The sequence below is a fragment of the Brevundimonas sp. FV1ye28 genome, assembly GCF_058681135.1.
The window spans coordinates 172166-192382 of the sequence record NZ_CM178731.1 but is presented as its reverse complement, the minus strand read 5'-3'; the positions used below and the strand labels follow the sequence as shown (position 1 = coordinate 192382).

General features: G+C 66.6%; 25 protein-coding genes. 12 read left to right on the top strand and 13 right to left on the bottom strand.

What is annotated here, in order from left to right; translation table 11 throughout:
* The first annotated feature begins 36 nt into the window (after positions 1–36).
* Positions 37–1131, top strand: a complete 1095-nt coding sequence (locus ACW171_RS00940) for a L,D-transpeptidase family protein (RefSeq protein ID WP_492095070.1) — start codon at positions 37–39, stop codon at positions 1129–1131.
* Here the strand turns inward: ACW171_RS00940 and ACW171_RS00935 are convergent.
* From ACW171_RS00935 to ACW171_RS00890, 10 genes are all read right to left on the bottom strand, one after another.
* Complete coding sequence (locus ACW171_RS00935; RefSeq protein WP_492095067.1) at positions 1124–2755, bottom strand: carboxylesterase/lipase family protein; 1632 nt, start codon at positions 2753–2755, stop codon at positions 1124–1126. The two genes, ACW171_RS00940 and ACW171_RS00935, sit on opposite strands and share 8 nt — an antisense overlap.
* A gap of 8 nt (positions 2756–2763) precedes the next feature.
* Positions 2764–3090: a hypothetical protein gene (locus ACW171_RS00930; RefSeq protein ID WP_492095065.1), complete on the bottom strand. Its 327-nt coding sequence runs from the start codon at positions 3088–3090 to the stop codon at positions 2764–2766.
* 3 nt (positions 3091–3093) lie between these two features.
* Entirely contained in the window at positions 3094–3438 is a 345-nt protein-coding gene (locus ACW171_RS00925) for a YMGG-like glycine zipper-containing protein (protein WP_492095063.1), read from the bottom strand.
* 160 nt (positions 3439–3598) lie between these two features.
* A complete protein-coding gene (gene tuf, locus ACW171_RS00920) occupies positions 3599–4789 on the bottom strand; it encodes an elongation factor Tu (RefSeq protein WP_492095062.1) in 1191 nt (396 codons plus the stop codon).
* Between the two features lie 91 nt (positions 4790–4880).
* Positions 4881–6962 carry an elongation factor G gene (gene fusA, locus ACW171_RS00915; RefSeq protein ID WP_492095060.1) on the bottom strand — a complete coding sequence of 694 codons (2082 nt, stop codon included), beginning with the start codon at positions 6960–6962 and terminating at the stop codon, positions 4881–4883.
* Between the two features lie 164 nt (positions 6963–7126).
* Positions 7127–7600, bottom strand: coding sequence for a 30S ribosomal protein S7 (rpsG, locus tag ACW171_RS00910; protein ID WP_492095059.1), 474 nt, complete (start codon positions 7598–7600; stop codon positions 7127–7129).
* Positions 7601–7684: 84 nt separating this feature from the next.
* Positions 7685–8059 (bottom strand): 30S ribosomal protein S12, encoded by a 375-nt coding sequence (gene rpsL, locus ACW171_RS00905; protein WP_013269204.1) that lies wholly within the window; start codon positions 8057–8059, stop codon positions 7685–7687.
* A gap of 291 nt (positions 8060–8350) precedes the next feature.
* Positions 8351–8635 (bottom strand): hypothetical protein, encoded by a 285-nt coding sequence (locus tag ACW171_RS00900; protein WP_492095058.1) that lies wholly within the window; start codon positions 8633–8635, stop codon positions 8351–8353.
* Positions 8636–8686: 51 nt separating this feature from the next.
* On the bottom strand, positions 8687–9037 hold the full coding sequence (locus ACW171_RS00895) for a hypothetical protein (protein WP_492095056.1): 351 nt from the start codon (positions 9035–9037) through the stop codon (positions 8687–8689).
* 4 nt (positions 9038–9041) lie between these two features.
* Positions 9042–9599, bottom strand: coding sequence for a hypothetical protein (locus tag ACW171_RS00890; protein WP_492095054.1), 558 nt, complete (start codon positions 9597–9599; stop codon positions 9042–9044).
* Positions 9600–9728: 129 nt separating this feature from the next.
* Between ACW171_RS00890 and rpmG the strand changes: the two genes are divergently transcribed.
* Positions 9729–9896 (top strand): 50S ribosomal protein L33, encoded by a 168-nt coding sequence (gene rpmG, locus ACW171_RS00885; RefSeq protein ID WP_008262536.1) that lies wholly within the window; start codon positions 9729–9731, stop codon positions 9894–9896.
* A 242-nt stretch (positions 9897–10138) separates the two neighbouring features.
* Here the strand turns inward: rpmG and ACW171_RS00880 are convergent, their stop codons facing one another.
* Both ACW171_RS00880 and ACW171_RS00875 read right to left on the bottom strand, forming a co-directional pair.
* Positions 10139–11503 (bottom strand): PleD family two-component system response regulator, encoded by a 1365-nt coding sequence (locus tag ACW171_RS00880; protein WP_492095052.1) that lies wholly within the window; start codon positions 11501–11503, stop codon positions 10139–10141.
* Positions 11504–11510: 7 nt separating this feature from the next.
* Positions 11511–11894, bottom strand: a complete 384-nt coding sequence (locus ACW171_RS00875) for a response regulator (protein WP_492095050.1) — start codon at positions 11892–11894, stop codon at positions 11511–11513.
* A gap of 124 nt (positions 11895–12018) precedes the next feature.
* Between ACW171_RS00875 and ACW171_RS00870 the strand changes: the two genes are divergently transcribed.
* The 7 genes from ACW171_RS00870 to ACW171_RS00840 all read left to right on the top strand — a co-directional run bounded on the left by ACW171_RS00870 (position 12019) and on the right by ACW171_RS00840 (position 17361).
* Positions 12019–13278: a DNA polymerase IV gene (locus tag ACW171_RS00870; protein WP_492095049.1), complete on the top strand. Its 1260-nt coding sequence runs from the start codon at positions 12019–12021 to the stop codon at positions 13276–13278.
* A 92-nt stretch (positions 13279–13370) separates the two neighbouring features.
* Positions 13371–14111 carry a polysaccharide deacetylase family protein gene (locus tag ACW171_RS00865; RefSeq protein WP_492095048.1) on the top strand — a complete coding sequence of 247 codons (741 nt, stop codon included), beginning with the start codon at positions 13371–13373 and terminating at the stop codon, positions 14109–14111.
* Positions 14112–14741: 630 nt separating this feature from the next.
* Positions 14742–15101: an AtpZ/AtpI family protein gene (locus tag ACW171_RS00860; protein ID WP_492095047.1), complete on the top strand. Its 360-nt coding sequence runs from the start codon at positions 14742–14744 to the stop codon at positions 15099–15101.
* 4 nt (positions 15102–15105) lie between these two features.
* A complete protein-coding gene (locus ACW171_RS00855) occupies positions 15106–15894 on the top strand; it encodes a F0F1 ATP synthase subunit A (protein WP_492095046.1) in 789 nt (262 codons plus the stop codon).
* Between the two features lie 72 nt (positions 15895–15966).
* Positions 15967–16191, top strand: coding sequence for a F0F1 ATP synthase subunit C (locus tag ACW171_RS00850; RefSeq protein ID WP_292087330.1), 225 nt, complete (start codon positions 15967–15969; stop codon positions 16189–16191).
* Positions 16192–16270: 79 nt separating this feature from the next.
* Positions 16271–16849, top strand: a complete 579-nt coding sequence (locus tag ACW171_RS00845) for a F0F1 ATP synthase subunit B family protein (protein WP_492095045.1) — start codon at positions 16271–16273, stop codon at positions 16847–16849.
* Positions 16849–17361: a F0F1 ATP synthase subunit B gene (locus ACW171_RS00840; protein ID WP_492095043.1), complete on the top strand. Its 513-nt coding sequence runs from the start codon at positions 16849–16851 to the stop codon at positions 17359–17361. Before ACW171_RS00845 ends, ACW171_RS00840 begins: the two co-directional genes overlap by 1 nt.
* 156 nt (positions 17362–17517) lie before the next feature.
* Here the strand turns inward: ACW171_RS00840 and ACW171_RS00835 are convergent, their stop codons facing one another.
* Positions 17518–17988, bottom strand: a complete 471-nt coding sequence (locus ACW171_RS00835) for a DUF6789 family protein (RefSeq protein ID WP_492095041.1) — start codon at positions 17986–17988, stop codon at positions 17518–17520.
* A 200-nt stretch (positions 17989–18188) separates the two neighbouring features.
* Here ACW171_RS00835 and ACW171_RS00830 point away from each other — a divergent pair, with 200 nt between their 5' ends.
* The 3 genes from ACW171_RS00830 (at position 18189) to ACW171_RS00820 (ending at position 20185) form a co-directional block, all read left to right on the top strand.
* Positions 18189–18665 (top strand): DUF805 domain-containing protein, encoded by a 477-nt coding sequence (locus ACW171_RS00830; RefSeq protein ID WP_492095039.1) that lies wholly within the window; start codon positions 18189–18191, stop codon positions 18663–18665.
* A 3-nt stretch (positions 18666–18668) separates the two neighbouring features.
* Positions 18669–19196, top strand: a complete 528-nt coding sequence (locus ACW171_RS00825) for a DUF805 domain-containing protein (protein WP_492095037.1) — start codon at positions 18669–18671, stop codon at positions 19194–19196.
* A gap of 68 nt (positions 19197–19264) precedes the next feature.
* Positions 19265–20185 (top strand): SDR family oxidoreductase, encoded by a 921-nt coding sequence (locus ACW171_RS00820; protein ID WP_492095036.1) that lies wholly within the window; start codon positions 19265–19267, stop codon positions 20183–20185.
* Positions 20186–20217: the final 32 nt, after the last annotated feature.

Sequence of the window (20217 nt, the reverse complement as noted above, 5' to 3'; positions counted from 1 at the left end):
GGGTTGGCTAGGACCAGTCCCGTGAGAGTCCGATTCATGATCCGCCTGCCGTTCGCCGCCGTCCTCCTCGCCTCCGTCTCCCTGGCCGCCTGTGGATCAGGAGAGCGAACAGCGCAGACCGAGACGGCGCCTGCGACCCAACCGGCCCAGGTGAACGCGACAGGTCCCCTTTCCGCCCAGGCGATCGAATCGGCGGTCTGGCAGGCAGAGCCCGCGACGCCGGCCGTGACGCCCGGCGCGCAGGCCCCGACCGCGCCGGGCGCCGATCCGGCCACTGTCGCCGCCGACACGCCGCCTCGCCCGGAGATGGTGCGCGCCCAGATCCTGCTCGAACGCGCCCGCTTCTCGCCGGGCTCCATCGACGGCCTCGGCGGCGAAAATACGCGCCAGGCGTTGGCCGCCTTCGCCAAGGCCAACGGTCTCCAGTCGAACGGCGAACTGACCGCCGAGGTCTTCGCCAGGCTGACACAGGCCTCCGCTCCGGTCCTGACCCGCTATACGATCACGGCCGAGGATGTCGCCGGCCCCTTCCGTCCCGTCCCGACGTCGCTTGAGGATCAGGCCGAACTCGACGCCCTGAACTACTCCAGCGCCTTCGAGGGCCTGGCCGAGAAGTTCCACGTTACCGAAGCTCTGTTGTCGGCGCTGAACCCCGACGCCAACTTCGAGCGCGTCGGCGCGACCATCGTCGTCCCCGCCGTCTCGGCCGCCCCCCTGCCCGCCGCCGTCACCCGCATCGTGGTCGACAAGACCGAGAGTTCGCTCAGGGCCTATGGTGCCGACGGCACCCTGCTGGCCTTCTATCCAGCCACCATCGGCTCCAGCGAACGCCCTGCCCCGTCCGGTCGCCTGACGGTCGTCGGCGTCGCCAACGAACCCGACTACACCTACGACCCGGAGCGGGTCAGCTACGACCGGGGCGACAAGCGTCTGGTCGTGCCCGCGGGTCCGAACAATCCGGTCGGCTCCGTCTGGATCGAGCTGTCGCGCGACACCTACGGCATCCACGGCACGCCCGAGCCCTCGAAGATCGCCAAGACCGCCTCCAGCGGCTGTGTCCGTCTGACCAACTGGAGCGCCGAACAGCTGGCAGCCGCCGTCAAGCCGGGCGTCGAGGTCGTCTTCAGCTAGGCTCCACCGCCCCCAGCGCCGTCCCGCCCCAGAACCCGCACTGATGCCGGTCGTGGAAGGTCGCATCGACCCGGTCCCCTGCGGGATCGAACACTACGACCGGCCCGCCGCCTTCACTGACTCGCGGCCACTCCGCCTCGAAGGCCGGGTCGTGCCCGAACCCGGCCCACAGCCGCATCATCCGGTCTGACAGAGCCCGCTGTTCGTCCGTCCATTTGCCGGTATCCGCGAACAGCCAGCTCGTCCCGAACACATAGGCCAACTCGGACGCATGATAGGCCCCCATGTCCAGGCCCGTGATCCAGTCGGGCAGGATGAAGGGCGCCTCCGCATCGGCGAACTCATAGCCATGCACCGGCACATGGCGCGCCAGCAGCCGTCGCAGGGCGTCGGCCGGGCAAGAGAACCGGCTGTCGGTGAAACTCTGCGCGATGGCCACCGCCGGCCCCTCGGCCCCCACGGGATACCGCGCCAGGGCCCGCTCCCCGTCGGCGCCGTACAGCCAGACCGTCTCCTTGGCATACCGGTCCATATCCCTGACCTCGACAGCGAACAGTCGCCCCTCGTCAGTGTTGGTCCCCACGATCACCGGCACCTGGGTGAACCGGCCTGACGCAAAGGCCTCGGGCGGACTGAGCGGCACGATCGCATCCGTATGCACCGGCCCCCACGATCCGGGCCCGTTGATCCCAGACCTCAACGACGGCGCCCGCGCGATCCGCCAGGCGGACAGCTCGCGCAGGCACTCTACCTGTCCCTGCTGCGTGCACCCCAGATCGTCGGCAAACGGCGGCCCGGCCGGAACCTGATCCTTGGCCGCGTTCAGCGACTGCGGCTCCAGACACGGTCCGCTCTGCAGGATCACGCGTTGATACAGCCCCTCCGACCCCGGCGACGCCATCAGGTAACAGGCGCTCCAGGCGCCGGAGCTTTCCGCGAACAGGGTCACGTCCGCCGGATCGCCCCCGAACGCCCCGATGTTCCTCTGCACCCAGGCCAGCGCCGCCTGCTGGTCCATCAGGCCCCAGTTCCCGCCGACACCCTCGCCCTCGGCCTCGAAACCCGGATGCGCCAGCCAGCCCAGCGCCCCCAGCCGGAAATTGACCGTCACCACGACCCGGTCCTGCTCGACCGCCAGCCGCGACGGGTCGTAGTTGGCCCCCGATCCGATCGTGAAGGCTCCGCCATGCAGATAGACCATCACCGGCCGCGCTTCCGGCTGGTCGTCATCCCGGACCTGATCGGGGAAGGGCGCGTACACATTGACGAACAGACAGTCCTCGGACCCGACGACGATCCCGGCGCCTCCGCCCAGGATGGCCTTGCGCCCCAAGGCCTGCGTGCAATCGGACCCCAGCCGCGTCGCATCGCGCACGCCGTCCCACGCCTCGACCGGCCTTGGCCCTCGCCACCGCAGATCTCCGATCGGCGCTCTGGCGTAGGGAACGCCGAGGAAGGCCCTGACGCCGGCTCCCTGCACCCCGCGCACGATGCCGGCCTCGGTCGGTGCCTGCACGAACTCACGATCAGGCGCGAACCGCACCCGATCCACCTTGCCGGGATGGGTAGCGACGCAACCGCCCAGGAACAGCAAGGCCAGGATCACGGTCAGACGGAACAGCATCCGCCCTCTTAACCCGCGTCCACCCCGGCATGCCACGCGGCATAGGGGGTGTTCCTGGCCATATGGCGATTGAAGTCCGGCGAGCCGTCGCGCCACCAGACGGGACCGCGCTCGCCCAGCGCGACCTTGGCCGCCTGGACCCCGGCCCTGGCCGCCTTCAGGGCGTCCGCGTCGTCCTCCGCCAGCGCCGCCCGCACCGCCCGCCTGGCCGTCATCAGGTCGCGGACGTGCGCCTCGCGCTCGCCCTCGCTCAGCGCCGCGTTCGACGCGCGCCAGAGACGGCCACGGACCACGAAATACCGTCCGTCCGGCGTCGTCGGATAGGTCTTGCCCACGCCTCAGTAGTAGCCGTAGCTCCCGCGCCTCGGCACGCGGTCGTAGCCATAGCGGCCATCGCGATTATAGCCGCCGAACCCGTAGCCGCAGGGATCGTCCCGCTCCGACAGCTGATTGCCCAGAAGCCCACCGGCCAGGGCCCCGATCGCGGCCCCTCGTTCCCGGTCGTTCTCGCCCGCGATAGCGGCCCCGGCGATGGCGCCCAGAGCCGCGCCGCTGGCGGTCGCGTATCTCTGGTTGTCCCGGTAGTCGCGCTCGCACGCCGAGGCGTAGTTGTCGGTCGTGGCGCAGGCGCCGGTCAAAAGGGTCGCAGCGGACACGGCCGCCAGGGTCCAGATGGACTTCATCGAGGGCTCCTTTGGAAACACTCGCTGGCGAACGCGGGGGCTGACGCGGTGTTCCCGCCGACCGCTTTCCTTCTCCCCTTGCGGGAGAAGGGCAAAGAAAAAGGCCCACCGGATTTCTCCGGCGGGCCTCTTCGTAGTCAGTGGTCGCTTGGACCGTCGATTACTCGACGATCTTGGCGACGACGCCGGCGCCGACGGTGCGGCCGCCTTCACGGATGGCGAAGCGCAGGCCCTGGTCCATGGCGATCGGGGTGATCAGCTCGACGGTCAGCTCGGCGTTGTCGCCCGGCATGATCATCTCGACGCCTTCCTTCAGGTGAACGATGCCCGTCACGTCCGTGGTGCGGAAGTAGAACTGAGGGCGGTAGTTCGTGAAGAACGGCGTGTGACGGCCGCCTTCTTCCTTGGTCAGGATGTAGGCTTCGGCCAGGAACTTGGTGTGCGGGGTGATGGAGCCCGGCTTGCACAGGACCTGACCGCGCTCGACGTCTTCACGCTTGGTGCCGCGCAGCAGCACGCCGACGTTGTCGCCCGCTTGACCTTGATCCAGCAGCTTGCGGAACATTTCCACGCCGGTGCAGGTCGTCTTCTGAACGGGGCGGATGCCGACGATCTCGACTTCCTCACCGACCTTGACGATGCCCTTTTCGACGCGGCCCGTGACCACGGTGCCGCGGCCCGAGATCGAGAAGACGTCTTCGACCGGCATCAGGAAGGGCAGGTCGACGGGACGTTCCGGCTGCGGGATGTAGGCGTCGACGGTTTCCATCAGCTTCAGCACCTGCTGTTCGCCGATTTCCGGATTCACGCCGTCGGTCGCGGCCTTGGCCGAACCCATGGTGATCGGGATGTCGTCGCCCGGGAACTGGTAGGACGAAAGCAGCTCGCGCACTTCCATCTCGACGAGCTCCAGCAGTTCCTTGTCGTCGACCAGGTCGACCTTGTTCATGAAGACGACCAGGGCGGGCACGCCGACCTGACGGGCCAGCAGGATGTGCTCGCGGGTCTGGGGCATCGGGCCGTCGGCGGCCGAGACGACCAGGATCGCGCCGTCCATCTGGGCGGCGCCGGTGATCATGTTCTTCACGTAGTCGGCGTGGCCGGGGCAGTCGACGTGAGCATAGTGACGGTTGGCCGTCTCATACTCGACGTGAGCCGTGTTGATCGTGATGCCGCGGGCCTTTTCTTCCGGCGCAGCGTCGATGTCGGCATAGGCCATGGCCTTGGCGCCGCCGGCCTTGGCCAGGGTCATCGTGATCGCCGCCGTCAGCGTCGTCTTGCCGTGGTCAACGTGACCGATGGTGCCGATGTTGCAATGCGGCTTGGTGCGTTCGAACTTTTCCTTGGCCATTCTCTTCTCTCCGTCCCCTGAATTGAGGGGGCATATCCTAGGTTTTCAGGGGGTGTCCGACGGGCCGAAACCCGTCGGGATTGGGTGGTGCTTAGGCGCTGTACTTCTTGATCACTTCGTCGGCGACGTGTTGCGGCACCGGCTCGTAGTGGTCGTACTGCATGGTGAACTGGGCGCGGCCCTGCGACATCCCGCGAAGGGTGTTCACATAGCCGAACATGTTGGCCAGCGGCACGAAGGCGTTCACGACGGTGGCGTTGCCGCGCATGTCCTGACCCTGGATCATGCCGCGACGGCCGTTCAGGTCGCCGATGACCGAACCGAGGTATTCCTCGGGGGTCACGACTTCGACCGCCATGATCGGCTCGAGCAGCTTCGGAGCGCCCTTTTCCTTCAGTTCGCGGAAGGCGGCGCGCGATGCGATTTCGAACGCCAGCACGCTGGAGTCGACGTCGTGGTACTTGCCGTCCGTCAAGGTGGCCTTGAAGTCGATCAGCGGGAAGCCGGCCAGCAGACCCGAATCCTTGATGGAGTTCAGACCCTTTTCGACGCCCGGGATGTATTCCTTGGGCACCGCCCCGCCGACGATCGAGTTCTCGAACACGAAGCCCGAGCCCGGCTCGCCGGGTTCGAAGGTCAGCATGACGCGGGCAAACTGACCCGTACCGCCGGTCTGCTTCTTGTGGGTGTAGTCGATGTCGACCTTGCGGCCGAGCGATTCACGATAGGCGACCTGCGGCGCGCCGATGGTGGCCTCGACCTTGTAGGTGCGCTTCAGGATGTCGATCTTGATGTCCAGGTGAAGCTCGCCCATGCCCTTCAGGATGGTTTGGCCCGACTCGTGGTCGGTCGAGACGGTGAAGGACGGATCTTCCGAAGCCAGCTTGGCCAGGGCGACGCCCAGCTTCTCCTGGTCGGCCTTGGTCTTGGGCTCGACCGAGATCTCGATGACCGGCGCCGGGAATTCCATCTTCTCCAGGATGACGGGCGACTTCAGCGGATCGCACAGGGTGTCCCCGGTGCGGGTTTCCTTGAGGCCGGCCAGGGCGACGATGTCGCCGGCGAAGGCTTCCTTGACGTCTTCACGGTTGTTCGAGTGCATCTGCAGCATGCGGCCGACGCGCTCGCGCTTGTCGCGCGACGAGTTCAGCAGGCTCATGCCCGTTTCCATCTTGCCCGAGTACAGGCGGCAGAAGGTCAGCGAGCCGACGAACGGGTCGTCCATGATCTTGAAGGCCAGGACCGACAGGGGCTCGTCGTCCGAGGCCTTGCGGGTGATGGGCTCTTCCGTCTTGAAGTCGATGCCGGGGGTCGCCGGGATGTCCAGCGGCGAAGGCAGGTAGTCGACGACGGCGTCGAGCAGCGTCTGCACGCCCTTGTTCTTGAAGGCCGAGCCGCACAGGATCGGATAGAAGGCGCCTGTCAGCACGGCCTTGCGGATGCACTTCTTCAGCGTCTCGACCGAAGGCTCGTTGCCTTCCAGATAGGCTTCCATCGCCTCGTCATCGAGCTCGACCGAGTTGTCGATCAGGTACTGGCGAGCCTCGACGGCCTTGTCCATCAGGTCGGCCGGGATCTCGCCGACGGTGAAGTTGGCGCCCAGGGCGTCGTTGTCCCAGACGACCGACTTCATCTCGACCAGGTCGACCAGGCCGGACAGGGTGTTCTCCGAACCGATCGGGAACTGGATCGGCACGGCCTTGGCGCCCAGGCGGTCGCGGATCGACTGGACCGAGGCGTCGAAGTCGGCGCCGATCTTGTCCATCTTGTTGACGAAGACGATGCGCGGCACCGAGTACTTGTCGGCCTGGCGCCAGACGGTTTCGGTCTGCGGCTCGACGCCGGCGTTACCGTCCAGCACCGTCACGGCGCCGTCGAGCACGCGCAGCGAACGCTCGACTTCGATGGTGAAGTCCACGTGTCCGGGGGTGTCGATGATGTTGAGGCGCTTTTCTTTCCAGAAAGCGGTCGTCGCGGCGGACGTGATCGTGATCCCGCGCTCTTGTTCCTGGTCCATCCAGTCCATGGTCGCGGCGCCGTCGTGGACTTCGCCGATCTTATGGTTCTTGCCGGTGTAGTACAGGATCCGCTCGGTCGTCGTCGTCTTGCCCGCATCGATGTGGGCCATGATTCCGAAGTTGCGGTAGTCCTGGAGCGCGTGTGTGCGGGCCATGAAAGCGTGCCTTGAAATTTTTCAGGACGCGGAGGGCGCCCTCGGGAGATGTCGGTGTGCGGATAAGCGGGCGCGGGCGATTTATCTCAAACCGCCCGCGCCGGATAGTCACTAGATAGTCAGCGCCCGGCCCTTACGTAAGAGCCATGACGCTTTGAAGGCGGTTACCAGCGATAGTGGCTGAAGGCGCGGTTGGCCTCGGCCATCTTGTGGGTGTCTTCACGCTTCTTGACCGCGGTGCCGCGGTTGTTCGAAGCGTCCAGCAGCTCGGCGGCCAGCTTTTCGGTCATGGTGTTCTCACCACGCTTGCGCGCGGCGTTGACCAGCCAGCGGATGGCCAGGGCGCGGCGACGCTCGGGGCGAACCTCGACCGGCACCTGATAGGTGGCGCCGCCGACGCGACGCGAACGGACTTCGACCGACGGTTGGACGTTTTCCAGGGCGGTGTGGAAGGTCTGGACCGGCTCGAAGTCCTTCTTCTTGTCGGCCAGGATCGCGAACGCACCGTAGACGATGTTTTCGGCGACGGCCTTTTTGCCCTCGTACATGACGTAGTTCATGAACTTGGTGACGGTCAGATCCTTGTATTTGGGATCCGGCAGAACTTCGCGTTTCTGGGCGCGGTGACGACGTGACATGCGGTTGGCCTTCTAGTTCGGTTTCGACGGGCCGCCCCGGCTTCTCGAAGAAGTGGACGGCCGAATTCTGATGGAGCGGGTCGCTTACTTCGGACGCTTGGTGCCGTAGTGCGAACGGCGCTGCTTGCGGTCCTTGACGCCCTGCGTATCGAGCACGCCGCGCAGGATGTGGTAGCGAACGCCGGGAAGGTCCTTCACGCGGCCGCCGCGGATCAGAACAACCGAGTGTTCCTGAAGGTTGTGGCCCTCGCCGGGGATGTAGCAAACGGCTTCGTAGCCGGATTTGGCCAGGCGTACCTTGGCGACCTTACGCAGAGCCGAGTTCGGCTTCTTCGGGGTCGTCGTATAGACGCGGGTGCAAACGCCGCGACGCTGGGGCGAACCCTCCAGGGCCGGCACCTTGTTGCGCACGGGCTTGGGCTTGCGGGGCTTGCGGATCAGTTGGTTGATCGTAGGCATCGGTAGAACAGTCTCGACTTCTGATGGAGGCGTGTGCCTGTCGGCCGGGGCGCCTCGGTTCCTTCTTTTGAACAGGCCTCGTGGCCTGCCCGGGGTCGTTCGAGACCTTGACGCGTCGACCAAACGAAAAAACCGGAACGCGCGCTTCGGGCGTTCCGGCGGGCACAGCCCGTCCGTTCAATTGTCACGATCAGGATGGTCCCTAGACAGGGGCCGCCTCGAAAGTCCGGCGCGTTTACGCTTAGAGGCCCATCAGGTCAAGACCGGGCCTCGTCAGCGCCTTTGCGCGCGCTAACCGGCCGGCTTTTCGACGCCCCGGACGACGAAGTTGATCCGTCCCGACGCCGGCGGTTCGCGCATCGTCGATTCGGACAGTCGCGTCCCTTCCGCCGATCGTGCGGCGACCGCGCCATAACCCTGCCCCTCGGGGCTCTCGGAGACCACCAGACAGTTCGACAACAGGCCGTCCGTCGCAACGCCGCAGTTCAGATTGACCAGACCGGTGCCGCCTCCGGCACCGGCACAGCCGGACACCGCCACGCCCACCGCGACCAGCCCCAGATTAATACCCTTCATCCTAAGCCCTCCTTCTTCGCCGCGAACGGCCCCTTTGAAACGCGATGCCGGTCAGTTCCGGGGCTCGGAGACCTCGGTCTGGATCCTGCGGAAGCGGGTCATGGCCGCCGCATCGATGGCGACCCGCATGGTGAAGGTCTGGCGGCTGCCCGAGGCGGTCCTCGGTCCGCCGCCGATCGGCTGCAAACTCGCCCGCCCCTCCTCCGCCGAGGCCAGGGCCTCGGCCGCCATGCCGTATCCGCCGGGGCGCTCGCGCATCACGCGACAGTCCGCCAGCCCGCCGTCCATCTGAACGCGGCAACTCATCGTCACCTCGACATCGGTCGGCACGATCGTCGAATCGTCGGTCGCGGCGCAGCCCGTCAGCCCGATCAGGGCCAGTCCCAGCGCCGCACTCCGCATCGACCTACTCCTCGACAGGATTCGTCAGATCGAACTCTACCCGAAAGTGTCGGTTCGCGCGACGCAGCTCATAGGCGAACATCCGCTCGGGATGAACCTCCATGCCCCAGACATTGGTGGTGGAGACGGCGGCGTCATTGGCGTTGAACAGGGCGATGGAAAAGGCGTCGACCGGGAAGGTCTGCCGTTCGGCCGTCCCGATATCCGCAGTGTCCCCGCCGTACATGTGCAGCACGTCGACCGTGCCGTCCTCATGCCGGTGATCGTGTTTCAGCCGCAGCCCCTCCTCCGTACGCGTCACGATCCACACCCGCGAGCGGTCCTCGCCGACGCTGAAGGGGATTCGCACCTCGCCGGGCGAACAGTCCCGCACATGCATCAACAGCCGCTCGCTGGCGAACCGCGCGTCGGCGGCGTCGGTCGTGACCACCCTGCCCACGAACTTCTGGCCGCACAGGGCGTTCAGCCGGGCCAGAAAGACGTCCTGAGGGCCCGACGGGACCGGCGTCGAGGCGCAGGCGGACAAAAAAGCGGCGAGAGCGGCGATCAAAGCGGTTTTCATGGCGTCAGGGTCGCGCGCTGTGAGATCATGCTCAATGCGCCAATACGCCGGTTGACTTGGCGACTTCCCTGAGTATGTTCCGCGCCTCTCATTTCACGGCTCTCACCGCCGTCGCAAAGGTAATTTCCGATGGCAAAGCCCGCCTCCATCAAGATCCGTCTGAACTCGACCGCCGACACCGGCTTCTTCTACGTCACCAAGAAGAACGCTCGCACCATGACCGAGAAGATGGTCGTCAAGAAGTACGACCCGGTCGTCCGCAAGCACGTCGACTTCAAGGAAGGCAAGATCAAGTAAGGCTCACGCCTCTCTGATTTTCGAACGCCCGGTCAGCAATGACCGGGCGTTTTTCTTGTGCTTCGTCATCCTCCGGCAAGGCGCGCCTTCGCGCCGCAGACCGGGGGACGCAGCGGCGCGCGAGAGCGCGAACCTGCCGCGCGCGAGCCACTTCCGACATCCTGTTTGAACAGATCGCCTTCGGCGCCGCTGCGTCCCCCGGTCTCGCTAAGCTCGCCGGAGGATGACGAAAGTGTTTGGGTTTAAGCCGCCCGCGCGATGACCCGGTCGCGGCCCGTGGCCTTGGCCTCGTAGACGCCTTCGTCCGCGCGTTTCAGCAGGGCTTCGGGCGTATCTCCAGCCCCCAGCGTGGCCGCGACACCGATCGAGATCGTCACCGTCAGGTGCTCCTGCCCCCCCATCACGCGGAAGGGCGTCGTGCCCACGTCCCTGCGAATCCGCTCGGCGATCCGGTGCGCGTCTTCCAGCTTGGTCCCTGGCATGACGACGACGAACTCTTCGCCGCCCAAACGGCACGGCAGATCGACGGCCCGCACATTGGTCGCCAGACGCACCGCGAACTCGCGCAGCACCTCGTCGCCCGCGTCGTGGCCGAAGCCGTCGTTGACCTTCTTGAAGTGGTCGATGTCCAGCACCAGCACCGACACCGGCTCCCCGCCCTGGATCGCCCGCGTCACGAAGGCCTGCAGCTGCCCCGCCATGTAACGGCGGTTATGCAAGCCCGTCAGCGCATCGGTGACCGCCATCTCCAGGCTGTAGTCCAGCTTCTCTTTCAGGAAGTCGGTGTAGCGCTTGCGCCGGATCTGCGTCCGCGCCCGCGCCGCCAGTTCCTCGGGATCCACCGGCTTCATCAGGATGTCGTTGACGCCCAGTTCCAGCGCCTTGACCAGTCGCGGCCGGTCCGCCGGATCCACCACCGCCAGGATCGGCAGGTGCCGCGTCGGCTCGGCCGAGCGCGCCTGGGCGATCAGGCGCAGGCCGTCGAACTCGGCCGCCGCCACATTCACGATCATCAGGTCGATCGCGCCCTTGGACGCCACCAACCCGTCGCCGGCGTTGTTTTCGATCGTCGGCCGGTGCTCTCGCTCCAGCTCCAGGGCGATCTTCTCGGCCTGGCGCGGATTGTCGTCGACGATCAGGACCCGTCCGCCCGACCCCCGCAGCCTGCCGGCCCCGTCGGTCGTGACCCCCAGCCGGCGCCCGCTTTCCTCACGCTCGCGCAGCTCGTCCATGACCAGCTTGAGCCGGGTCAGCGACCGCACGCGTGCGAACAGAATCACATCGTCCAGCGGCTTGGTGACGAAGTCATCCGCCCCGGCCTCCAGCCCCTTGATCCGGTCCTCGCGCCCGTCCAGCGCAGTCACCAGCACCACGGGGATATGGCTGGTCGTCGGGTCGGCCTTGATGCGCCTGCAGGTCTCGAACCCGTCCATGCCGGGCATCATGACGTCCAGCAGGATGATGTCGGGCTGTTCGGTCGCCGCCAGCTGAATCGCCGTCGCGCCGTCCTGGCACGTCAGCACGTCATAGTATTCGAGCGTCAGCTTCGCCTCGAGCAGGCGGACGTTGGCCTCGACATCGTCGACCACAAGGATACGCGCGGTCATCGGAACGCTACCCCACTGTTACCGGCTGGTGCAGATGCTTCTTCACCGTCTCCAGGAAGTGCATCACCGAGATCGGCTTGGAGATATAGGCCTCGCAGCCGCCCTGCCGGATCCGTTCCTCGTCGCCCTTCATGGCGAAGGCGGTCACGGCGATGATCGGGATGTGAGCCAGTTCCTCGTCGTCCTTCAGCCATTTGGTCACCTCCAGCCCCGAGATCTCGGGCAGCTGGATGTCCATCAGGATCAGGTCGGGCATGTGCTGACGCGCCATAGCCATCGCCTGCATCCCCTCGCGGGTCTGCAGGATCTGGTATCCTTGCGAGTCGAGCAGATCATGAAACAGCTTCATGTTCAGCTCGTTATCCTCGACGATGAGGACTTTCTTGGACATCTTCACCCGGTCTGGCCGCCTCGGCTGATGCGCACGCTGCGCAATGAGGCTTTCCGCTTCTTCGGGTGGGAATGTGCCCCACCGGGTCTTAAGTTGGGGTGAAGTCGGAAACCCAAGCTTGGCCATGACCGCCATCTGTCGCGAATGCCTTTGGACCGGTGCGGACGCCGTCGCACGCTGCCCGGCCTGCGGCTCTCCGCGCGTCGTCTGCGATCCCGATCTGGACCGGCTGTCGATCGCCCACCTCGACTGCGACGCCTTCTACGCCTCGGTGGAGAAGCGCGACCGCCCCGAACTGCGCGATCGGCCCGTCATCGTCGGCGGCGGCGTGCGCGGCGTCGTCTCGACCTGCTGCTACATCGCGCGCCAGTCCGGCGTCCATTCGGCGATGCCGATGTTCAAGGCGCTGAAGGCCTGCCCCGACGCCGTGGTCATCAAGCCGGACTTCTCCAAATACGTCCCCGAATCGGAGCGCATCTTCCGCTTCGTCGGAGAGCTGACGCCCCTGGTCCAGACTCTGTCTCTCGACGAGGCCTGGATCGACCTGTCCGGCACCGAACGGCTCAACGGCGGCCCGCCCGCATTCCAGCTGATCCGCCTGCAGAAGCGAATCGAGGACGAGACCGGCCTCGGCGTCTCGATCGGCCTGGCTCCCAACCGCTTCCTCGCCAAGATCGCCTCCGAACTCGACAAGCCCCGTGGCTTCTCGGTCATCGGCGCGCGAAACGCCCAGGCCCTGCTCGCCCCCAAGTCGGTCCGCATCCTCCCCGGCGTCGGCCCCGTCTTCGGCAAGACCCTGGTCAGCGACGGCTTCGCCACCGTCGGCGACCTCGCCGCCGCCGACGTCCGCGACCTGGTCAAACGCTACGGCGAGACCGGGCTTCGCCTGCACGACCTCGCCCACGCCCGCGACGCCCGCAGCGTGAACCCTGAGCACGACCGGCGCGGCATGAGCGCCGAGAACACCTTCCACACAGACCTCTCCAGCCTCGAAGACCTCGAGGCCGAACTCTGGCCCCTGTGCGAAAAGGTCGCGTCCAAGGCCCGCCGCGACGGCGTCGCCAGCCGCGTCGTGGTGCTCAAACTGCGCCGCACCGACTTCAAGATCATCACTCGCCGCCGCACCCTGCCCGACCCGGTCCAGACCGCCCGCGCCCTGTTCGCCATCGGCCGCGAACTGCTGACCCCCGAACTCGGCCGCCCCTACCGCCTGATCGGCATCGGCCTGGCCGACATCCAGGACGCCGAGGACCTCCCCGAAGGCCTCTTCGCCTCCGCCGACCGCCGCACCCTCAAGACCGAGACCACCATCGACGCCCTGCGCCAGAAGTTCGGCGCCTCCGCCGTCGTGGCCGGGCGGGCGCTGAAGCCGAAGACCAAATGATTACCCCTCCGTGCACCCCGGCGAAGGCCGGGGTGCACGGAGTTGTGTGTCGCGTTCAACCGCCCTTAAGCCGACCGCCCTAGCCTCCCCCCATGTCCGCTTTCCTCGACAAGATGCGCCGCAGAGGCGGCCGCTACCTCGGCGTCCAGTCCGTCCCCGTCCGCCCGGCGCGCGGCGTCTTCAGCCTGTCGTTCGACGACATCCCGGTCACCGCCTGGACCGAGGCCGGCCCGATCCTGGAAGAGCACGGCGTCACCGCGACCTATTATGTCGCCGGCGGCCTGTCGGGCGGCCAGAACCTGGGCCTGCCCCAGTTCACCACCGACCATCTCCAGGCCCTCTACGGCGCCGGCCACGAGGTCGGCTGCCACACCTTCGGCCACGTCAGCGCCCTGTCGGTGTCACCCGAAGCCTACGCCGCCGATCTGGACAGGAACGCCGCCTGGGTCGCCGAACGGCTGGCCGGCCACGTCATGACCACCTTCGCCTACCCCTACGGAGACGTCTCCGTCGGCGCCAAGGCCGTGGTGGCCCAGCGGTTCGCCCTGGCCCGCGGCGTCCGCGACGGCGTGAACTCGGGCTCCGCCGACCGCGCCAATATGCAGGCCATCGGCCTGGAGAGCCGCCGCCTCCCCGGCTATGACCTCGAAGCCCTGATGGCCCGGACCGCCGACCGCAAGGGCTGGCTGATCGCCTACGGCCACGACGTCATGGACGCCCCAACCCCCTACGGCTGCACCCCTGACGACCTCGACCGCGTCATCCGCCTGGCCAAGGCCGCCGGCCTGGATATCCAGCCGGTCGGCGCCGCCTGGGAAAAGATGGCGGCCTAGCTTTCGATCCCTCTCCCCCTTGCGGGAGAGGGAGGCCGCGCACGGCGGCGAAGCCGTCGTCCTGGCGCGGGCGGGTGAGGGGTCACACCGATCTCACCGATAAGCCTCGGCAGCCCTCATTCCAGCCGCCGGCGTGACCCCTCATCCGTCAGCCTTCGGCTGCCACCTTCTCCCGCAGGGGGAGAAGGAAAGCGCGCGAAGTTGGCAACGCATCGCCCAGATCCATCAGCGTTTTCAACGCCCGCCTCTTTTGAACGCCCCTATGCCTGACACCCCTCGAAACCGTGCGACACTGATCGCCCGGTCTTTGACATCGTCGCCCACCAGCCCTCGGCGCGACTCTGTCGACTCTGTATCTACTATTTAGAGTCGCGCACCCGAACGCTTCGGACGCTTCGGACGCTTCGGACGGTGTTTCACCGTGCGGCCCCCATTGTCGCACCCCGCGCCCCCGGCCCGACCACACACCGCGCCGCCCGGACAGACCCCCACCATTTCAAGGACTTAAAGCCATCTCGCCCCGCCTTGACCTTCCGCCCCCTCGCCTATAGGTTCCGCGCCGAATTCAGACCCCTGTCGGGGCCCGCAAATCCATGCGCGGCCGGGCGGGATCAGAAGCGCAAAAAGCCCATGTCCCTGCCCCCGGAATCGCGCGAAGAGGCGATCAAACGCCTCAACGACAGCGCATCCGTTCTGGAGGCGAAGACCGTTCGTGAGGTCAATCACGATATGGCGGGTCATGCGGCGGCCAGCGAGGCGTGGCGGATCATCGCCGACCTGCTGGGCGGCGTTTTCGTGGGCCTGGCCCTCGGATTCGTGGTGGACAGGGTCGCGGGGACCAATCCCTGGGGCCTGATCGGCGGCGTCCTTCTGGGCTTCGCCATTTCGATATGGATGGCCTGGCGGACCGCTCAGCGGATCATGGCCAAGGCCAAGGCAAGTGGAGTGGAGCCCAAGTCGGTTCCCTTCGACGACGAAGAAGAAGACTGAACGCATGGCCGATCCGCTTCACCAGTTCCAGGTCACGCCGATCATCGATTTCGGCACCGTGACCCTGCCCGTCATCGGCGAGCAGCAGATCGCGTTCACGAACTCGCACATGGCCATGACCATCGCCTTCGTCGTGGTCGTGGGCTTCCTGCAACTGGTCACCTCGGGCGCCAAGGTCGTTCCCGGCCGGCTCCAGGCCGCCGGCGAACAGATGTTCGGCATGATCGACGGCGTGACCGATTCGATCATCGGGCACGAGGGCCGCAAGTTCTTCCCGTTCGTCTTCACCCTCTTCACCCTGATCCTGGGCATGAACCTTCTGGGCATGTTCCTGTCGTTCACGGCGACGTCGCAGCTGGCCATCACCCTGACCTACGCCCTTCTGACCATCCTCCTGGTCATCGGCATCGGCATCGGTCGCCACGGTCTGGGCTTCTTCGGCCTGTTCTGGCCGTCGGCCGCGCCGCTGCTGCTGCGCCCCGTCGTCGGCGCGATCGAGTTCCTCTCCTTCCTGCTCCGTCCGGTCACCCTGGCGCTTCGTCTGTTCGGCAACATGCTGGGCGGCCACGTCGCACTGAAGATCTTTGCCGGCTTCGTGGTGTCCCTGGGCGGCATGGCCTTCGCCGGCGAGGGCCTGGGCCTGTTCGCCCTGCCGATCGCCGCCCTGTCGATGGGCATGGTCGTCGCCCTGACCGCCCTGGAGTTCCTCGTGGCCTTCCTTCAGGCCTTCGTCTTCGCCGTTCTGGCCAGCATCTACCTCAATGATGTGGTCAACCTGGGTCACGGCCACTAAGGCCAGACCCAGCCCGCTCACCCCGCCCTTTCAACCCAACCCTGAACCCTCAGAAACACTAGGAATAGAACCATGGAAGCTGAAGCCGCCAAATACATCGGCGCCGGCCTGGCCACCCTCGGCATGATCGGCTCCGCCATCGGCGTGGGCAACATCTTCGCCAACTTCCTGAACGGCGCCCTGCGCAACCCGTCGGCCGCCGGTTCGCAAGTCGGCAACCTGTTCGTCGGCGCCGCCCTGGCCGAGGCCCTGGGCATCCTGGCCTTCGTTCTGGGTATCCTGATCCTCAACGGTTAATCCGTTCAGGCGTCACAGCGGCGACGTCCCCGGCAACGGGGGCGTCGCCTCTTTGCTTATACTCTCGCAGACGGACACCATGGTCGCGCACGCCCCAACAGACATCCACGCCGACACTCACGCCTCGACAGAGGCCGCGGGTCACGGCGAAGCCTCGGGCGGCCTGCCCCAGTTCGACACCAGCGTCTGGGTCGGACAGATCGTCTATCTGCTGGTCCTGTTCTTCGTCCTCTACCTGTTGATCGCCAAGGTCTTCGCACCGCGTATCCGCCGCGTGATGGATGAGCGCGAGACCTCGATCTCCACCGCAATCGCGACCGCCCGCTCGGTCCAGGCCGAGGCCGCCGAACAGGCCGCCGCCGCCAAGGCCGAGGTCGAGAAGGCCCGCGCCGACGCCCGCGCCGCCTCGGTCGCCGCCAAGACCCGCATCACCGAAGAGACGGCTCGCCGCGCCGCCGAGGAAGAATCCGTCGTCAACGCCCGCATCGCCGAGGCCGAGGCCGCCATCGGCCGGACCCGCGACGCCGCCATGACCAATGTCTCTTCGATCGCCTCCGACACGGCCCGCGCCATCGTCGAACGCCTGACGGGCGTCGCCCCGACCAAGGCCGAAGCCGATGCCGCTGTCGTCCAAGCCCGCACCGCCGGAGCCGCCTGATGGAATTCTTCAATCCCCACCTCTACTCGCTCGATAATCCCGAGCTGTGGGTCGCCGTCGGCCTGGCCATCTTCTTCGGCATCGTCATCGCCGCCGGCGTGCCCAAGCTGGTAGCCGGCGCTCTCGACGCCAAGGGCGCCAAGATTCAGTCGGACCTGGATGAGGCTGCGCGTCTGCGCGCCGAGGCCGAGGCCCTGCTGGCCCAGATCCGCACGGAAAAGGCTGAGGCCGAAGCCCAGGCCAAGGCCATGATCTCCGCCGCCGAAGCCGACGCCCGCATCATGGAAACCGAAGCCAAGGCCCGCCTCGAAGAGTCGATGGTCCGCCGTCAGGCCCTGGCCGAACGCCGCATCGCCTCGGCCGAAGCCCAGGCCTCCGCTGAAGTGAAGGCCGCCGCCGCCGACGTCGCCGCCCAGGCTGCCGAGACCATCCTGGCCGCCCGCGCCGCCGGCTCCAAGACCGACCCCCTGCTCGACGCCGCCATCGCCCAGATCGGCACGCGCCTGAACTAGGCCGCCACGTCGGGCTTGAACTCGACGAACATATTCCCAAATACGAAAGAGCGGCGCACCATGTCTGGTGCGCCGCTCTCTTCTTTTGTTATCCGGACTTCTTCATCCCGGACCCGATCCGGAACCTTCTTTTGTCATCCCGGACTTGATCCCGGATCAGTGAGCGGGCGCGACCCCGTCCATCATCTTGGCGGCGCGCTTCTCGCGCGCCACCAGCCGGGCATAGACATTGCCCAGCACGATGCCGAACACGGCGTGGCTGACCAGCATCCAGCCGACCATGCCGAATCCGCCCGATCCTCGGAACATCCGGGGATCGCCGAACAGGAAGACCGTCACCATCAACACCGCCCAGGCGCCGACCGCGAAGATGATCCCCTTGGTCTCCGGCGTCTGGCCCGGCATCCGGGGACACAGGATCCCGAACAGCGAGCCCAGGATCACCGTCCCGGCGACGAAGTGGACGACCCACCCCACAGCCAGGTTGTCAGGCATCCCGATCAGGCTGGCGATGAACAGCGGAAAAGGCTCCACCCACGGCCCAGCAAACAGATTCACGGCTTCGAGTATTGATACGGCGACCGTCGCGATAAGCCCGGCGATCATTCCCTTTTGTACGCGTGACATCATAACGACAGCGCCTCCCAACGCTTGTTTCCCGTTCCGATAACGCAAGGAGGACTCTACGCCTCTTTCGACAAGACGCTATTCGGCCACATTCACAACCGCGTGCTTCGCAGTTGCGGGATACCCCGTATTTTCCCGCCCCACCCGTTGCCGTCCCGACAACCCTTGCTAGAGTTCAGCCGTCCAACGGGAGACGCACTGTGTTTCAATCACGCCTGTTCCAGGGCCGCATATCCCGCCTTCCCTATTTCCTGTCGGTGATGGGGCTATGGCTGGTCCTCCTCTTGGCCCAGCCTCTGCTGCTGGGCTTGCCGACCTTCAGTGAGAGCGGCCGGATTTTGGATCTGCTGTGGGATGGCGAGCACGAGGCCTTCGGCATGGCCGCTGACGCAGCGATCCACCAAACGGCAAGCCAGGGCCCTCGCTACGCCGCGACTGGAGTGGTGATGCTGACTCTCTTCGGCGCCTTCCTGATCCTGAGCGCACGCCGCCTGCGCGATCTGGGACGCCCCGGTCGCTACGCCTGGATCGCCCTGGTCCCCTTCGTCGGTGCCCAGGCCCTGTTCGCCGTCCTCATCCTGCTGCCCGGCGACGCCGGCGCGAACGCCTATGGCCCGAGGCGCAAGCGTGATGTCGAAGACGAGACGGCGCACGGCTTCCACCCGCAGCAGGCCTGACCCATGAGCGCCCTGCCCGGCCTGTTCAGTTTCGAGGGCCGCGCCCGCCGCTCGGAGTGGTGGCTGGTCTGCATCGGTGTGACCCTCCTCGGCAGCGTCTTGATCAGCGTCGTTTCGCTGGCAGTCTCGGGCGGCGACTGGTCGAGCCTGTCGAGCAGCGCAACCAGGCCTGTGCCGATCGTCATCGTCAATCTGGCGGTGGGCGCTCTGGTGTTCTGGATCCAGATCGCCGTCGGCGTGCGTCGATCTCATGATCGCGGCCAGTCCGGCGGCGGCCTGATCCTGTATCAGGCCATCAGCTTTGGCTGGAGCGTCGTTCCGATGGCGGCCCTGACGCTTGGGCTCGCATTGCCGACGGTTCCGTTCGGCGCTGCCTTCGTCTTCGCCTTCGCCGTCATCGGCCTGATCTGCGCCGTCTATTTCCTGATCACCCTCGGTTTCCTCGACGGCGATCCGACCGCCAATGCCTACGGTCAGTCGCCCAAGATGATGTCGAGCCAGAACTACGCCGCGCCCCGCCTCGGCGACTGACGCCGCCGACTTGGATAGGGTCCGCCTCAAGGCCTCTCCGGCGGCTTCTCGCACGAAGGACAGCGAACATGACGACCTGGACCACCCACGAAATTCCCGATCAGTCGGGCAAGCTGGCCGTCGTCACCGGCGCGACGGGCGGACTAGGGCTGGAGACGGCCCTGGGTCTCGCGGGCGCCGGCGCCGAGGTGGTCCTGGCCGGTCGCAACCCGGCCAAGGGCCGCGACGCCGAGGCCCTCATTCGCGGCCGCTACAAGACGGCCCGGGTCGGATTCGCACAGGTCGACCTGGCCGACCTGGATTCGGTCCAGGCCTTCGCCGACGGCCTGCTCGCAGCGGGACGGCCGATCGATCTCCTGATCAATAACGCCGGCGTCATGGCCCTGCCGAAGCGTCAGACCACGGCGGACGGGTTAGAGATGCAGTTCGGAACCAACTACCTGTCCCACTTCGCCCTGACCGGGCGGCTGCTTCCGCTTCTGAGCGCCGCCAAGGCCCGCGTCGTCCAACTGTCCAGCATGGCTCACCGGGGCGGCGCGATCCGGCTGGACGACCTGAACTACGAGCACAGCTACAAGCCGTGGCCGGTCTACCAGCAGTCCAAATTGGCCATGCTGATGTTCGCGATCGAGCTGGATCGTCGCAGCCGGGCGAACGATTGGGGCCTGACCAGCGTCGCGGCCCACCCCGGCTTCGCCCGCACCGACCTGATCGCCAACGGTCCAGCCGACGGCAATGCCCTTTTCACCCTGGGCACGCGCGTCCTGTCGGCCTTCCTCAGCCATTCTGCCGCCGACGGCGCCCTGCCGACCCTGATGGCCGCGACGATGCCGGGCGTCACCGGCGGCCAGTATTTCGGGCCCCAGGGCTTCCAGGAAATGAAAGGCCCGCCCGGCCCCGGGAAGATCGAACCCCAGGCGCTGGACGCCCGCGTCGCCTCTGACCTGTGGGCGGCTTCGGAGCGCCTGACAGGCGTGACCTGGGGCTAGAATCGAAAAGGCCATGCTGGCGAACCGGCATG

Excerpts from the sequence above, each read along its gene's own strand:
- ACW171_RS00865 (WP_492095048.1), top strand. The coding sequence starts at position 13,371 with ATGTCCGCTTTCCTCGACAAGATGCGCCGCAGAGGCGGCCGCTACCTC.
- fusA (WP_492095060.1), bottom strand. The coding sequence starts at position 6,962 with ATGGCCCGCACACACGCGCTCCAGGACTACCGCAACTTCGGAATCATG.
- ACW171_RS00835 (WP_492095041.1), bottom strand. The coding sequence starts at position 17,988 with ATGTCACGCGTACAAAAGGGAATGATCGCCGGGCTTATCGCGACGGTC.
- ACW171_RS00855 (WP_492095046.1), top strand. The coding sequence starts at position 15,106 with ATGGCCGATCCGCTTCACCAGTTCCAGGTCACGCCGATCATCGATTTC.
- ACW171_RS00845 (WP_492095045.1), top strand. The coding sequence starts at position 16,271 with ATGGTCGCGCACGCCCCAACAGACATCCACGCCGACACTCACGCCTCG.
- ACW171_RS00825 (WP_492095037.1), top strand. The coding sequence starts at position 18,669 with ATGAGCGCCCTGCCCGGCCTGTTCAGTTTCGAGGGCCGCGCCCGCCGC.
- ACW171_RS00820 (WP_492095036.1), top strand. The coding sequence starts at position 19,265 with ATGACGACCTGGACCACCCACGAAATTCCCGATCAGTCGGGCAAGCTG.
- ACW171_RS00940 (WP_492095070.1), top strand. The coding sequence starts at position 37 with ATGATCCGCCTGCCGTTCGCCGCCGTCCTCCTCGCCTCCGTCTCCCTG.
- ACW171_RS00925 (WP_492095063.1), bottom strand. The coding sequence starts at position 3,438 with ATGAAGTCCATCTGGACCCTGGCGGCCGTGTCCGCTGCGACCCTTTTG.
- rpmG (WP_008262536.1), top strand. The coding sequence starts at position 9,729 with ATGGCAAAGCCCGCCTCCATCAAGATCCGTCTGAACTCGACCGCCGAC.
- rpsG (WP_492095059.1), bottom strand. The coding sequence starts at position 7,600 with ATGTCACGTCGTCACCGCGCCCAGAAACGCGAAGTTCTGCCGGATCCC.
- ACW171_RS00870 (WP_492095049.1), top strand. The coding sequence starts at position 12,019 with ATGACCGCCATCTGTCGCGAATGCCTTTGGACCGGTGCGGACGCCGTC.
- tuf (WP_492095062.1), bottom strand. The coding sequence starts at position 4,789 with ATGGCCAAGGAAAAGTTCGAACGCACCAAGCCGCATTGCAACATCGGC.
- ACW171_RS00860 (WP_492095047.1), top strand. The coding sequence starts at position 14,742 with ATGTCCCTGCCCCCGGAATCGCGCGAAGAGGCGATCAAACGCCTCAAC.
- ACW171_RS00900 (WP_492095058.1), bottom strand. The coding sequence starts at position 8,635 with ATGAAGGGTATTAATCTGGGGCTGGTCGCGGTGGGCGTGGCGGTGTCC.
- ACW171_RS00875 (WP_492095050.1), bottom strand. The coding sequence starts at position 11,894 with ATGTCCAAGAAAGTCCTCATCGTCGAGGATAACGAGCTGAACATGAAG.
- ACW171_RS00880 (WP_492095052.1), bottom strand. The coding sequence starts at position 11,503 with ATGACCGCGCGTATCCTTGTGGTCGACGATGTCGAGGCCAACGTCCGC.
- ACW171_RS00850 (WP_292087330.1), top strand. The coding sequence starts at position 15,967 with ATGGAAGCTGAAGCCGCCAAATACATCGGCGCCGGCCTGGCCACCCTC.
- ACW171_RS00935 (WP_492095067.1), bottom strand. The coding sequence starts at position 2,755 with ATGCTGTTCCGTCTGACCGTGATCCTGGCCTTGCTGTTCCTGGGCGGT.
- ACW171_RS00890 (WP_492095054.1), bottom strand. The coding sequence starts at position 9,599 with ATGAAAACCGCTTTGATCGCCGCTCTCGCCGCTTTTTTGTCCGCCTGC.
- rpsL (WP_013269204.1), bottom strand. The coding sequence starts at position 8,059 with ATGCCTACGATCAACCAACTGATCCGCAAGCCCCGCAAGCCCAAGCCC.
- ACW171_RS00840 (WP_492095043.1), top strand. The coding sequence starts at position 16,849 with ATGGAATTCTTCAATCCCCACCTCTACTCGCTCGATAATCCCGAGCTG.
- ACW171_RS00895 (WP_492095056.1), bottom strand. The coding sequence starts at position 9,037 with ATGCGGAGTGCGGCGCTGGGACTGGCCCTGATCGGGCTGACGGGCTGC.